The organism is Sphingobacterium sp. UBA865 (genome assembly GCF_002295765.1).
In the GTDB taxonomy this organism is placed as follows: Bacteria; Bacteroidota; Bacteroidia; order Sphingobacteriales; family Sphingobacteriaceae; genus Sphingobacterium; species Sphingobacterium multivorum.
The window spans coordinates 108,455-121,371 of record NZ_DBGB01000041.1 but is presented as its reverse complement, the minus strand read 5'-3'; the positions used below and the strand labels follow the sequence as shown (position 1 = coordinate 121,371).

Here is a 12,917-nt window from a genome sequence, read left to right as displayed (position 1 = left end):
AACACCCCGGCATTGCAAGAAAATTTCGATTTTTGAAGGGTACATTTTTGAAAAGCAATAAGATCAAATTGATTTAATACGCTGTGCCTTTCAGTAGGCTGACAATATAAACCGAAATGTGCGGTATAAAATATGATAAACCTAAAACTGAGTTTTATTTTGATCTGTGTAACAAGTGTTGTTATGGGACAAAAAATGGATAAATCAAAATTGGATAGTACGATTGCAGGCTATTACAAGGACTCGGCAGCTCCGGGGATTAGCTGTGCAGTTAGCCAAAATGGTCGTCTTATTTATCGTTATGCATTTGGGCTTGCAGATTTGAAGGAAAAACGTGCAATCACATCCAGCTCACATTTTCGCCTGGCATCGGTAAGCAAACAGGTGACTGCACAAGCGATATATACCTTAGTGATTCAAAAGCGTTTAAAACTAGACGACCCATTGTCCCTTTTTTTTGAAGATCTGCCAGTCGCACTGAAAGGTATTACTGTAGCACAGCTTCTGCAACATACATCCGGAATCTGGGACTATGAAGAACTTATTCCGAAAGAGAGGAAAGATCAGGTATCGGATAAGGATGTGCTGAAGTATATCCGGCAGACCGATCGTTTATATTTCCCTTCGGGGAGTCAATTTCGTTATAGCAATACGGGATATTGTCTCTTATCGCTGATTGTCGAGCAAGTTGCGAAAAAATCCTTTGCTTCCTTTGTCAAAAGTCAATTGTTTGAACCCATAGGCATTAGCAAGGGATTGGTATATGAACCAGGCACGACGGTTGATGAACGAGTCTACGGTTATCATCCGACAGAAGGCTCCTACCTGTTTGCCGATCAGAGTGTGACAAGTGCGACACAGGGGGATGGGGGTGTTTATCTATCTGCGGATGAATATCATACATGGGCCAATTTTTTGGTAAAAGATCGGTTAATACAGCCGGGACTGGAGCAATTGTTCGATCAAATAGTCTACCCGGTAAAGGATGGAATAGCGTATCATTTCGGATGGTTTATTCAAAAAAAAGCAGGCCATAAAATCCTGTTTCATTCAGGTGAATCTACCGGGTTTCATCATATCGTATATATCGATGTACAGAAAGACCTTGTGGTTTCACTTTTTAGCAATCGTGATGATTTTATGATCGGTGAAGCCTTTGATGCCATCCTTAAAACAATGGGTATCAGCAAACCGGTATTGAATGAACAGCATCGCTCAACTTTTGCATGGTTGAACGGAGTATATGCGAATGAGTGAAAGGGGGACGCGGATTGAAATAAGCATAAACAACAAATCGTCACAGCTCCACCTGCGACGATTTGTTGTTTATGAAGAGACCTACTTTAAAAAGTCGGGCGATTGATAGGCCGGATTGGGATAGGTATAGAATCCTTCCCCAGTAGCGACGCCCAATTTGTTTTTGTCTATAAAATGCTCTTTGAGATAGGCCACTGTTTTGATCTTTAAGGGATCATTTGTTGCATCGGCGCTCATTTTATTGATATTATAAGCTGTTGTGATGCCAACGATATCGAGTATGCCGAAGGGGCCTGTTGGCGCTCCAGTGGCAACCATCCAGGTTTTGTCGATCGTTTGGGCATCCGCTACTTCGTTGACCAAAAGATCCGTCGCTGCCGAAAGTAATGGGACAAGTAAGGAATTTACAATATAGCCAGGCTGCTCCTTATGCAGCGGTAGGGCAACCATGCCAATGGATTTTGCAAAGTTTACAACCTGCTCAAATACCGTTTTGTCTGTACCCGGATGGCCCATAATTTCTGCTGTATTGTGCTTCCAGATTTCATTGGCAAAATGTAGCGCCAGGAACTTCTCGGGACGGCCGGTTTCTTGGGCAAATTGACTTGGTAGCAAGGTTGAGGAGTTTGTGGCAAAAATGGTTTTCTCCGGAGCGACATTCGCTAACTCCTGATAGAAACCAATTTTAATAGCAGGGTTTTCGGGAACGGCTTCGATAAGAAGATCTGCGTTTGCTACCGCCGCCGCAAGATCTGAACTATAACTGAGCCTGTCAAAGGTTGAAGCCAGTTTTTCTTTACTCGCATGAAGATCTTTCTCGAATGCCTGCGCCAGAATATCAAATTTTGCTGCAGCTTTTTTAAGTACATCGTCGTTGATGTCGTATACAGTGACATGATAGCCATGAAATGCTGTTTGGAAAGCGATTTGATAGCCTAAAACCCCACTGCCAGCTATCGTTATATTTTTAAAGTCCATGATGTTATTGTTTTTTCAATTCGTAAAAATCTGCGCCACGGAATCATGGCGCAGGTTGTGATCCTTATCCTTTAATTCCTTTTAACCAATCTTTGAATTTGGTGATCTGCTCTGTCAGGAAAGATTCATGGTCTTCTTGTTCCTCAGAACCGATAGGTAGGATATGTTCAAAATAAGTGCCTTTTAGCATTTTACGTAGTAAGCCTTCGCCCACAAATGGTTTGTCATCATTTAATGTTTTGGCTGCTTTCAAAAGATGGCGGATGTCGTATTGTAGGGGATTGATATCCGGAACCTGCTTGTTTAAGTTCAGCAGTTCATATACCGCAATACGTGCGGTACGTACCGAGCTTTCCATGGTAAAGACAACGTCGTTGTTGGTTTCGACAAACTGACCGATCAAGCCCAGGTTTTTACATCCTTCAGGTACGACTCTCGGACGATCGCCTTTTGCTCTTGGCATAAACATCGAGGTGATGTAAGGCATGAATGTCGTACGCACAATCGTATTTTTGATGACATCGTCCAGTTGATCGATAATGCCCAAATGGTGACATAGTTCGGCTAGAATTTCATCTCCGGTACATTGTGGCATTGGCTTTTTGATGTAATTTCCTTCTTTATCCATAAATAAGGCATATACCCACAACACAAGAACATCATCCGGTTGGCCAGGGAAGTGTGGCTGTCTATTACAGGTGAAACTCATCAACCAATTGGAATCGGTAATGGTAATAATACCGCCAGTAACAGTTTTGCCGGAATAAGGGTCGTTGACGGAATATTCTTTTAATTTTTCGACTAAAGCCGAAGGTTTACATGTCAGGGTCGCAGACTCCCATGCTGATTTTTCGATGTTACTGCAGAACTTTTCGGGTTTACCAAAGATGGCGGATTTGGCAGCCAGATTTTTCCAGAGTTTCCAGCCTGCACTTTGACCGCTGCTGCTGTTGTCGATAGCGATGATCGGTGCATTTTTGTTGTCCCCGTAGAAGGTATCTTCTGTCATTGATCCGGTTGTCACAATGACGAAGTCGTCTTTTCCGATTGGAATTTTTACTTCTTTGCCATCTTGTTCGGTAATCAGGGCCTCCACAACTTTTCCATCGGTATTGCTTTGGATATCCAGGTCTTTAACCAATACATTGAATCGAATGTTTACACCTTTGCTTTGAAGTACTTTACGCAAAGGGGTTACAAAGGTGTCGTATTGATTGTATTTCGGGAATACAAGGGATGAAAGATCATTCAATCCGTCTATCGCATGTAAAAAGCGGTGCATGTACAATTTCAGCTCAAGTAAACTATGCCAGTTTTCGAAAGCGAACATGGTACGCCAGAAGGTCCAGAAATTGCTGGATAAAAATGACTCGCTGAAGTAGTCTTCGATGGTTAAGTCATCTAGATCTTCTTTATTTTTGAGGAGCAATCGAATGATGGCCAGCTGATCCAATTTACCCAAGCCAAACTTGCTGAAATCTTTTATCTCACCAAGTTTATGAATAAGCCTTGCTTTGGAGTAGTTGGAGTCGTTGTCATTGATCAAGCGGTACTCGTCCAGAACACTGTAGGGGGCAGGCATTTCCAATGCAGGAATGTCCTGAAACATATCCCAAAGATTTTCGTAGGTCATATCCATTTCCCTACCACCGCGGATGACATAGCCGTCGGTTGCATTACCGGCGCCATCTAACGAGCCGCCTTCCACATGGAGCTGTTCAAGGAATGTGATGTTTTCAGCAGGAACATGACCATCACGGATAAAATAGTAGGCGGCAGACATCCCTGCTATACCACTTCCGACGATGTAGATTTTACTGTCTTTATATGATTTTGGTGGAATACCTTTATTGCGTTGATAATTTCCGATCTGATCAGAAAAGGGCATCGATTTTTTCGGTGTGTTACGTTGTTGTTCTTTGCTTGAATCAGGTTCATGATTTACATTTCCATATTCAGCAGATGCATTTAATACTTTGTCGAATTTTGAGGTGATTTCTTTCATGATTCTTATGTTTTTTAATTCTTGAATAAAGTTACTAAGACCACCTTAATCATTTGTGCCCTCAAATTCGCTATTGTTCTACCGAATTTCCTCTATCTACATATTTTGTCGCTTTCTGTATTCAGAAGGCGATAAGGTGGCGTATTTTTTGAAAAAACGACCAAATGCGGAGATGGAATTAAATCCGATTTCATAAGAAATTTCTGAGATTGTCTTTTCGGGATTCCCGAGTAGCACATAGGCTTCTTTAAGTACATGCTCATCAATAATTTCATGTGGCGTTTTACCTGATGCTCTTTTAACAACTTGAATGAGGTATTTGTTTGAAATAAATAACTGGTCGGCGTAATATTGTACCTCTTTGTATTGGTTGCTATGTCGCTGAACCAGGTCTATAAACTTATAGAACAAGTTGTTGGTCTCCTGTACACTCTCCATTGTATCTTGGTCTTTAGATGCCAATTCGTCAGCGATTTCTAACAGGAGATTGAAAATAACCGTGCGGATGATATCTGCTGTAAAATGCGTTGTTCTTAAAGTAACTTCTTTGAGGTAGTCTATTAATTTTAAGAGCTTGTCAATTTGTTTGTCTTGGGAAATGACTATGGTAAAGGTTGAATTTTTAAAAAGCCCCAGTTGTTCGATAAAGAATGGATTGACAATATGTTTAAGCAGGAATGCTTTATCAAAAAAGAGCAGCTTCATTCTAAAGTCGGGGCTGACCTGCGAAAACCGGAAAATTGTTGTTGGGGCGGATACGAGGATGTGATTTGTCGAGATATGGTATTCCTGATTGTCTACCTGAATATTGATATCGCCCGCCGTACAGATACAGATGGCATAATAATCAATACGAAAAGCATTGCTTGGGTATTCAAAAATTGGATTTCCAGAAGAAATATAATAGGGGCGGTGGCAATTTACGCCAAAGAATGATAAGGTATCTTGAAGACTTTCGTGTGTGTGATAAGTTGTTTTTACCTTAAACTTCATTGACTTTTTGTTCGGTTTGGGCATATACAGTTCCTATTGTTTTCAATATTCGTATGGGCTTTGTTTATTCGGATGCTGTCCGTTTGAGCATGAGTTTTTCTGTGGCAATATCGTCTTCTATCCCGACGAAGAAACTTTTGAATCCGAATTTGCTCAGTAGTCGTCTCGATGCGGTGTTATCGGGATCAATAATACCAATCACATCTTTACCTGGATTTAATGTTGTGGCAAGGGCAAGCATCGACTCGCAAATCTGTGTTCCCAGCCCCTTTCCCCAATGTTCTTGGCGGAGCAAATAACCAATTTCGAATACTGTTGGATCTTTTTTATAGTTAACCAGTTTGCAGTCCCCCAAAAGTCTTTGTGTATCGGCTTCAATGACTTTAAAGTAGCCTAAATCTGGATCCTGGTTGATCGCGAGAATCGAATCGAATTTTCTGCGGGCCTGTTCTTCAGTTAATCCTTTGCCGGTAATATATTTCATGACGTCATCCGCTTTCACCAGGTCGTGGAAAGCATCAAAATCTTCCAATAGGTATTTTTCAAATCGTAACGTATTGTGCATGGCTAATGTGTTTATTTACAAGATAAGGTTGTTTTCTCTTAAATCAAATTATCGGAACTTAAATCATCATCTTTCTGTCTTATTTAACTTTTTCATGATTTTAGTTCTCCAATTTAACTTACATTGCCTTTCTGTAAAGCGGACGGGAAGTTTTTATAAGAATGCTTTTCTGCTGCGATACCGCGTAAGCATTTTTTTAGAGCGAGATAATAGTTATGGAAATAAGAGCGGCAAGCGAAACTGATTATGCAGCAATTCTGCACATTTGGGAAAATTCGGTTCGGGCGACACATGATTTTTTGAAGGAGGAGGATCTTCAGTTATATAAGAGGCTGATCCCAACCGAGTATTTACCACAATTAAAGGTATATGTCATAGATGACAACGGACAGCCTACAGCTTTTTTCGCTGTCTCCGACGATAATCTGGAAATGTTATTTGTAGATTCAGCATATAGGGGGAAAGGTGTCGGGACTGTGGCACTACAGCATGTACTGGATAAGCTTCAGGTATATAAAGTTGATGTCAATGAGCAAAACCAGCAGGCGGTTGATTTTTATCTGAAAAAAGGATATCAGCTCATCGGACGCTCACCTGTAGATGGTATGGGGAAATCCTATCCGATTTTGCATTTACATCACGAGAGCGCTATTAATGGATCGAAATAATTTTAATAAAATGAAATAACTCATGATACAAGGTTTATACGAAACGCATATTCAGGTGCGGGATTTAGCTAAGTCTATCGCATTTTATACGGAGGTACTGGGATTACGTGTGGCACATCGTGATCCGACACGTCCCATTGTTTTTCTATGGATTGGAACCGGAAAAGACTATATGTTGGGCCTGTGGCAGGAAGAAACAAACTTTCAACCCAGACATTTTGCTTTTAGCGCAAATAAAGCGGATATATTAAATTATGCCGTGGATTATCTGAAAAAACGTGATCTGACACCCTACAATTTTTTAAAAGATGGTATCGAAGCACCGATGGTCTTTGCATGGATGCCTGCATTGGCCATATACTTTAATGATCCGGATGGCAACCAATTGGAGTTTATCGCAGTTTTGGAAGGGGAGGGTAGGCCCGAATTGGGCGTGCTTTCTTATGCCGATTGGATCGATCGTACAGCAAAATAAGTCGCCCTTTCGCGACTTATTTTGCTGATTTCCACTCTTCGGCAAGGATAGCAAAGACCACATCATCTTCCCATTGACCGTTATGGAAATAGCTTTTTACAAAATGAGCTTCCTGACGAAATCCCAGACTTGTTAAGAGCTGAATGGATGCCTTGTTTTCCGGCGCTACCGAAGCAATGATCCGATGTTTATTATACTGACGGAACAGGACCTCTGCAACTGTTTTCAGTCCTTCTTTGGCATAACCTTGTTGCTGGGATTCTTTTTTTATGGTACAGCCCAATTCGACCTGTAGATGTTCAACACCAAAGAAATGTACACCAATATCACCGATTACAGTGTTTGCTATTTTGTCGATCATAATCAGCTGAAACCAGGACTCTGGAAGATTGAACGTGTTTGGATTTTTTGCTATAAATTCATCGACTTCTGCCAAAGAACTTGGAATCCAGCCTTGGTATTTATTGGTTTCTTTATCCGAGCGGTAACCGAATATTGCCCGACTGTCTTCCGGCATGATGGGCCGAATCGCTAATCTTTCTGAATCAATGCGCATGGTTTAACGTTTTGAAAATCTGGCTATCGCTTCTTCACGCGTACCTACAAAATTGATTTTTTTTGATTTATTGCTTTCGTAGATAAAATCGTTTAAACTTTTGCTGTTGTATTTGGAGAAATCGCCAACGATGGCAATGTCAAAGCCATACTGCGTATATTTTTGAAGAATTTCACCGGCAAGTTTTGTTTTAAGTTCGAAGAAGTCATCCGTGATGTTCTCTTGATAAATAATTGCTTTGTACGCTTCTTGCGCGCCACAGTCGACCATAATCTGTAGACCATCATCGAGATTATGGATAAAGACGCCTGAACCTTTAACTTCAGCAATGTTTTCGTCACCTAGCTGAATAATAGTGATTTCCATTTTTTTGTTGTGTCGTTTGAAAAATATATTTGTGGGACCAGATTCCATGATCCATTGCACTTCGTTGGGATATGCTGTTGAAAATGATCCGAGATAGCGGATAAATAGGTTTTAACCTGCAAATTCTTTCAGCATATTGATTGTTGGACAGAAGAACAGGGAGCCGGTATGCGCCGTACTAAAGTCTAGTATTCTATCGTAATTTCCTTCAGGTTCACCGATAAACATTCTTTTCAGCATTAATTGTACCGTACTGAATGTACTGGCGTAAGCGATAAAGTAGGTTCCCATTTCATTTGTTGCGATTTGCCCAAAAGGCATATTATCGCGCACAATCTTTAAATCGTCACCGACATTGGCCAGGGCCGAATGAGAATTAGCCGGTTTTTCATCGTCGCCCATCTCAATATCGTTTGCTTTGCTTCTGCCGATGACCTTTTCCTGATCGGCGACGGGTAAAGAACGCCAGGCATTCATGTCATGAATATATTTTTGCACAAATAAATAGCTTCCACCCTTATAGGCTGCATCCTCATCACCTACGATACCAAAGAAAGCACGATCCTCACCAAGGGGATTTTCCGTTCCGTCGACGAAGCCCAAGATACTTCGGCCATCCCAATATCTGAACCCATGAACTTCCTCCTTGCAATCCGCAACGGGACTTAATAAGGCTGCTATTTCGGTCGCCATGTCAATGCAATAGCTTTTTTCATAAGCGCGAATATGGAAATGTACATCGCCGGGGGTAGCCACGGCAACATGTTTTTGACCAATGATGGGTTCGAAAGGAACCAATTCCTTTGGCATAGGTTCGTTGAGTTCCAGCTTTTTCCACGCATGGTGGCTAATGCCCAATACCACGCTGGCCTTCACGAGATTTGAACGTACCTGCGCCGAATTGTTGAGATTGACAACCAATGCACATAAGCGTTGGAAGACATCCTTGACGATCCCATTTTCGTGGAAATTCCATACCATAAACACCGTATTGTTGCTCGGTGTATCGATGACATTTTGGGCCTGATGATCCATAAGATAAGTTGTTGTGTGTTGTACAGCCTTGCTAAGCTACAAATAAAATCGGTTTTAGCGATAGACTTTTTGATTACTCGAATGCGGTTTGTTGATATAGTTTGACGATTTCATCAATAACTAAATCCGGTTCATCGTAAAAGACATGATGCTCCGCATTTTCGGCTAAAATATAACGTCTATTGCTTTTTTGATCAGCAAATTTTTTAAGGGCAGCAATAAATAAACTGCGATCGGGTTCTTCAAAAGGTGATTTTCCTGAGCCAATGACAGTCATAGGGACATTGATTTTTTCAGCAACCTCATGTAAAACAGCCGTTGACGCTTCGTAGTTTAAAACGAGATGATAGAACCCTAGGCTTTCTTTTTTGATGTTATCAAGTTCACTGGCATATTCGCTCTTCAATGATTTGGATCGCTCCATGGTCATGAGATAAGGGGAGACAATATCGATCATTACTGTGCCAACAACCTGAGCGGGATTGGAACCATCATTTCCCGCTCCAGATTCAAAGACAATGGGGATACCTTTTCCTTCCATTAAAGTGAAATGAAGGCTATGGTTGCCTACATTGATCATGGTATCCCTGAGCTGTGCTTTTACGGCCAGCCCGGGAAGTGTCAGTAGGAGGAAAACGGATAAAAGGAGATTATACTTTAGCCTGTACATCGTTCATTTTAAGTGTCATGCTTGTCGCTTCTGTCTCGATCCATTGGCTGTATTCGGCGATAGCCTGTAAGCGAAGTTCGTCGGAGATATACCCTTCCGTAACCATTTGTCGCGATTGGGCGACTTTGTTCCAGATGGCCAGATTGGTATCAAAGTTAGCTTCTCCTTTTTTGTAGGTCTGATCGGCATTGATAACCTGAACAGAATGGAAACCTGCTTCCTGGAGCAGTGCAGCGACCTCATCAGCAACACGATTGTTCATACCTGCATCTGCTCTCCACTTCAGGAAAGTATGGTAAAATGTGCGCATGCTTTCCGGAGGGGCGGGGTTCCATTCAATGGCGGTGTGATTGTAGTCTAAAATAGAAATTTGTCCTCCGGGCTTTAACCAGGATTTGAATAAGCCCAATGCCCTGGGAATATCACTTAACCATTGCATGGTGCGCGCCGTTATAATCAGGTCGAAAGGATGTGGAGGCTGATAATCAAAAATATTGCTGCAGACCAGGTTCAGATTTTGGGTGCTACCATAGTGCTCATTGCCACTGTCGATAAATGACTGTGTATTATCGAGCCCGGTTATAGTTCCGTCGCCGATATAGCTTGCTACCTCATTCGTGAGCGTTCCGGTACCACAGCCCACGTCCAAGATTTCCATGCCAGGAGATAGTAAGGGAATAATCGTTCTATAATCGAAGGATAATGTTCTTCTTTCAAATATCTTATTGGCCTGTTGGTCTTTTCTGTCGATAAATTTCTCTTTCATTGGTTTAGTTGACTGTAAATATAGCTTTTGCTTTCCGGTTAAAAAAAAATCTATTCGTTTAACCGTTTTTGTTACGCTAATCAGACCAACAGTTGATGGTATTCCTTGATTTGTTTATGGTTACTATCAGTCGAATATCCTATTCTCCATTAAGAGGGATATAATAATCTTTTTACAAGGTATTAACAGGGGGTTAACTGGGGATTTACCCCTGCTAACCCCCTGTTAACCCCCTGCAATATCCCTGTTATTATGTAAACTGATGTAAAGCAATTTCAAAGCTGTATCGGACGATAAAAGAGGGCCATTTACTGCTTTATGACGATCATGTACTATTTTGATAGAAACAGTGATACTTTGCGATTAATACCCTAATTAGGAAATTATTTTATGTCGTTTCGTTGTTTTTTTAATAATAGTTTTTTATATTGTTGTACAACAGCACTCGTGCCGTTGCAATTACACTAAGATATCCTGATTTTATGCGAAAAGTATTCAAAGTTCTCACGCTAACGTATTGTGCTGTTTTTCTTTCAGCCTGTTCTTCCAACTATCTCATGACATTCAATGGGGAGAATGTAAAAAAAGATGAAGACAAGGGAACGTTTTCATTTAATAATGATACAGTACAAATTGATTATTCCTTTGCCGACAGAAATGGTCGAATTTACCTTCGAATAGAAAATAAAATCGATAAACCGATCTTATGGGATCTTAAAAATTCGGCCATGATTATTAATGGTAAAACGCAAGGTTATTCTGTTGAACAAGCTGCTTTTAATGGAAAGATGAATGCTTCGGTTTACGATATAAACGCTAGTAAATCCACTATATTCAATGATACTTGGGTAAACGGTTCTATCACAGGATTGGTAAGTTTGCCTAAAGATGTGGTGCTTATCCCACCACATGCCTATGTGGATGGGCATTATTTTGATTTTAAAAACGATGTTAAATCCATTGTACGATCATCCCAAAAAGAAAAAGTGTATATGTATGATATGAATGGCGAGAGTTTTGCGGTAAAACTTGCTCGATTTGAAGGCGCTGATTCACCTTACAGTTTACGTAGTTATTTAAGTTATTCGATTTTAGAAGATGGTAAAGCCATTGTTAAAACTACGGAGCAAAAATTTTATGCTGCCCAGCTTTGGCAGACCGGTTCAGTAGCGCTTAATAATATTCTAGAACTGTATAATAAGCGTGGAGACGTGCTGGCTGTTAAGGAAAAAAAGGGGCAGGAGGCTATGATCGTTGGCGGGGCCTTAGCACTAACTGCAGCAGCAGCAGCAATTGACCCGAAAGCAGCTGAATAGTGCTTGTCAAAAAGGCATTTCAAATAACCTGTTTAAGTCTGCCCAACCCTTTAAATTTATGGGCATTTAAATTAGAAAAACCGAATAAATTAGAAAGACCGAATCCGGTTATGGGTTCGGTCTTTCTTTTGTTTAGGAATTAGGAGATGTCCTATTTGACTGATGTACCGTCTATAATCTCTTCATCCGCTTTGCTGACCAATTTGGTGTCTTGTTTTAAGTCGCCAAATATTTCGATCTGACCATCGATGCTGCGTCCTTTCTGTACAGGAATACGTTGTGTTTTGTTCGAAACAACAGCAATCACAAAACTTCCTTCGCCCGAAGTAAATACGGCTGATTTCGGTACAACAAAAGTACTATCCTGAGATGTTAAAGGCAATTCGACCTCTGCAACCATGCCCGGCAATAACTTGTTGTCGGTATTGTTAATGTCAATTTCTACCCGTTCGGATCTTAACCGGCTGTCCAGGGCACCCGATTTACGAGCGATCTTACCCGAGAAGGTTTGCCCCGGCAATGATTTGACGGTAAATTGTAAGGGCTGGTTTTCGGTCAGGAAACCCGAATATTGTTCCGGAACAGCAACGGCTAACCTCAGTTTGCGTTGTTGTTGAATGGTCATGATGGGCATTTCCGAACCACGGCCAGCTGGACCAACATAGGCGCCTTGATTGACATTTCTTGTTGCGATGACACCGTCGAAGGGTGCTCTGATTTCCAAATAATTCAAGAGGTTTTGTACTTCTGCATAGGCTGATTTAGCGGCTTGGTACTGGGCAAAATCAGCATTCTTTTTTGACTCAGCAACCTCAAGATCGAGTCTAGCCACCGTTCCTTCCACCTTGCTGGTTTCGAAGAGTCTATCGTAAGTGCTCTTTGTAGCCATATAAACTGCTTCTTGCGATTTGAGCCGCGATTTTGCAGCAGATAGCTGTGAACTCAATTCGGGAGCTTCCAAGACAGCCAACAACTGGCCTGCATGCACTTTACTGCCGATGTCCACATTGAGGCTTTTGACATAGCTACTGACCTTGGCGTAAATTTCGACCTGCTGGAATCCCGTGATTTCCCCAGGGATCTGCATTTTATTGGTTAATTTCTGTTTGGAAGGTACAAATGTCTCCATTGCCGGAGCTGCAGCTTCGGGACTTTCTTTTTTGACATTTTCCTCGGCTGCCGAATGGCATCCTGCTAAGGATGCGATCAGGCCGGCGATAGATAATATTTTGAACAAATTATTTTTCATATTTTATAGATTATACTG

Annotated in this window: 14 protein-coding genes; 4 read left to right on the top strand and 10 right to left on the bottom strand. The window is 41.3% G+C overall.

Annotation, left to right across the window (positions count from 1 at the left end; all coding sequences use genetic code 11):
• Nucleotides 1-132 precede the first annotated feature (132 nt).
• A complete protein-coding gene (locus tag B2O97_RS22610; protein ID WP_201638821.1) occupies nucleotides 133-1,257 on the top strand; it encodes a serine hydrolase domain-containing protein in 1,125 nt (374 codons plus the stop codon).
• 81 nt (nucleotides 1,258-1,338) lie between these two features.
• Here the strand turns inward: B2O97_RS22610 and B2O97_RS22605 are convergent, their stop codons facing one another.
• From B2O97_RS22605 to B2O97_RS22590, 4 genes are all read right to left on the bottom strand, one after another.
• Complete coding sequence (locus B2O97_RS22605) at nucleotides 1,339-2,235, bottom strand: 3-hydroxyacyl-CoA dehydrogenase (RefSeq protein WP_286768223.1); 897 nt, start codon at nucleotides 2,233-2,235, stop codon at nucleotides 1,339-1,341.
• Between the two features lie 64 nt (nucleotides 2,236-2,299).
• Nucleotides 2,300-4,240 (bottom strand): oleate hydratase, encoded by a 1,941-nt coding sequence (locus tag B2O97_RS22600; protein WP_070567013.1) that lies wholly within the window; start codon nucleotides 4,238-4,240, stop codon nucleotides 2,300-2,302.
• Between the two features lie 96 nt (nucleotides 4,241-4,336).
• The gene (locus B2O97_RS22595) at nucleotides 4,337-5,233 is read right to left on the bottom strand and encodes a helix-turn-helix domain-containing protein (protein ID WP_070567170.1); all 897 of its coding nucleotides are present in this window, start codon (nucleotides 5,231-5,233) and stop codon (nucleotides 4,337-4,339) included.
• Between the two features lie 64 nt (nucleotides 5,234-5,297).
• Nucleotides 5,298-5,798, bottom strand: coding sequence for a GNAT family N-acetyltransferase (locus B2O97_RS22590; RefSeq protein ID WP_286768222.1), 501 nt, complete (start codon nucleotides 5,796-5,798; stop codon nucleotides 5,298-5,300).
• A 215-nt stretch (nucleotides 5,799-6,013) separates the two neighbouring features.
• Between B2O97_RS22590 and B2O97_RS22585 the strand changes: the two genes are divergently transcribed.
• Together B2O97_RS22585 and B2O97_RS22580 are read left to right on the top strand one after the other, a co-directional pair.
• Nucleotides 6,014-6,466: a GNAT family N-acetyltransferase gene (locus B2O97_RS22585; protein WP_286768221.1), complete on the top strand. Its 453-nt coding sequence runs from the start codon at nucleotides 6,014-6,016 to the stop codon at nucleotides 6,464-6,466.
• A gap of 22 nt (nucleotides 6,467-6,488) precedes the next feature.
• Nucleotides 6,489-6,941 carry a VOC family protein gene (locus tag B2O97_RS22580; protein ID WP_286768220.1) on the top strand — a complete coding sequence of 151 codons (453 nt, stop codon included), beginning with the start codon at nucleotides 6,489-6,491 and terminating at the stop codon, nucleotides 6,939-6,941.
• A 16-nt stretch (nucleotides 6,942-6,957) separates the two neighbouring features.
• Here the strand turns inward: B2O97_RS22580 and B2O97_RS22575 are convergent, their stop codons facing one another.
• The 5 genes from B2O97_RS22575 to B2O97_RS22555 form a co-directional block, all read right to left on the bottom strand.
• Nucleotides 6,958-7,497 carry a GNAT family N-acetyltransferase gene (locus B2O97_RS22575; RefSeq protein ID WP_286768219.1) on the bottom strand — a complete coding sequence of 180 codons (540 nt, stop codon included), beginning with the start codon at nucleotides 7,495-7,497 and terminating at the stop codon, nucleotides 6,958-6,960.
• A 3-nt stretch (nucleotides 7,498-7,500) separates the two neighbouring features.
• Nucleotides 7,501-7,863, bottom strand: coding sequence for a DUF4180 domain-containing protein (locus tag B2O97_RS22570; protein WP_046675035.1), 363 nt, complete (start codon nucleotides 7,861-7,863; stop codon nucleotides 7,501-7,503).
• 111 nt (nucleotides 7,864-7,974) lie between these two features.
• Entirely contained in the window at nucleotides 7,975-8,898 is a 924-nt protein-coding gene (locus B2O97_RS22565; protein WP_286768218.1) for a Dyp-type peroxidase, read from the bottom strand.
• Between the two features lie 73 nt (nucleotides 8,899-8,971).
• A complete protein-coding gene (locus tag B2O97_RS22560) occupies nucleotides 8,972-9,568 on the bottom strand; it encodes a hypothetical protein (protein WP_286768217.1) in 597 nt (198 codons plus the stop codon).
• Nucleotides 9,549-10,334, bottom strand: coding sequence for a methyltransferase domain-containing protein (locus B2O97_RS22555; protein WP_286768216.1), 786 nt, complete (start codon nucleotides 10,332-10,334; stop codon nucleotides 9,549-9,551). Before B2O97_RS22555 ends, B2O97_RS22560 begins: the two co-directional genes overlap by 20 nt.
• Before the next feature lie 482 nt (nucleotides 10,335-10,816).
• Here B2O97_RS22555 and B2O97_RS22550 point away from each other — a divergent pair, with 482 nt between their 5' ends.
• The gene (locus B2O97_RS22550) at nucleotides 10,817-11,650 is read left to right on the top strand and encodes a hypothetical protein (RefSeq protein WP_286768215.1); all 834 of its coding nucleotides are present in this window, start codon (nucleotides 10,817-10,819) and stop codon (nucleotides 11,648-11,650) included.
• 151 nt (nucleotides 11,651-11,801) lie between these two features.
• On the opposite strand, the gene B2O97_RS22545 is transcribed toward B2O97_RS22550, so the two are convergent.
• The gene (locus B2O97_RS22545) at nucleotides 11,802-12,899 is read right to left on the bottom strand and encodes an efflux RND transporter periplasmic adaptor subunit (RefSeq protein WP_070566989.1); all 1,098 of its coding nucleotides are present in this window, start codon (nucleotides 12,897-12,899) and stop codon (nucleotides 11,802-11,804) included.
• Nucleotides 12,900-12,917 lie beyond the last annotated feature (18 nt).

Bases quoted from the DNA above. Each gene is read 5' to 3' on its own strand.
- B2O97_RS22610 (WP_201638821.1), top strand. From the start codon at position 133: ATGATAAACCTAAAACTGAGTTTTATTTTGATCTGTGTAACAAGTGTT.
- B2O97_RS22605 (WP_286768223.1), bottom strand. From the start codon at position 2,235: ATGGACTTTAAAAATATAACGATAGCTGGCAGTGGGGTTTTAGGCTAT.
- B2O97_RS22600 (WP_070567013.1), bottom strand. From the start codon at position 4,240: ATGAAAGAAATCACCTCAAAATTCGACAAAGTATTAAATGCATCTGCT.
- B2O97_RS22595 (WP_070567170.1), bottom strand. From the start codon at position 5,233: ATGAAGTTTAAGGTAAAAACAACTTATCACACACACGAAAGTCTTCAA.
- B2O97_RS22590 (WP_286768222.1), bottom strand. From the start codon at position 5,798: ATGCACAATACGTTACGATTTGAAAAATACCTATTGGAAGATTTTGAT.
- B2O97_RS22585 (WP_286768221.1), top strand. From the start codon at position 6,014: ATGGAAATAAGAGCGGCAAGCGAAACTGATTATGCAGCAATTCTGCAC.
- B2O97_RS22580 (WP_286768220.1), top strand. From the start codon at position 6,489: ATGATACAAGGTTTATACGAAACGCATATTCAGGTGCGGGATTTAGCT.
- B2O97_RS22575 (WP_286768219.1), bottom strand. From the start codon at position 7,497: ATGCGCATTGATTCAGAAAGATTAGCGATTCGGCCCATCATGCCGGAA.
- B2O97_RS22570 (WP_046675035.1), bottom strand. From the start codon at position 7,863: ATGGAAATCACTATTATTCAGCTAGGTGACGAAAACATTGCTGAAGTT.
- B2O97_RS22565 (WP_286768218.1), bottom strand. From the start codon at position 8,898: ATGGATCATCAGGCCCAAAATGTCATCGATACACCGAGCAACAATACG.
- B2O97_RS22560 (WP_286768217.1), bottom strand. From the start codon at position 9,568: ATGTACAGGCTAAAGTATAATCTCCTTTTATCCGTTTTCCTCCTACTG.
- B2O97_RS22555 (WP_286768216.1), bottom strand. From the start codon at position 10,334: ATGAAAGAGAAATTTATCGACAGAAAAGACCAACAGGCCAATAAGATA.
- B2O97_RS22550 (WP_286768215.1), top strand. From the start codon at position 10,817: ATGCGAAAAGTATTCAAAGTTCTCACGCTAACGTATTGTGCTGTTTTT.
- B2O97_RS22545 (WP_070566989.1), bottom strand. From the start codon at position 12,899: ATGAAAAATAATTTGTTCAAAATATTATCTATCGCCGGCCTGATCGCA.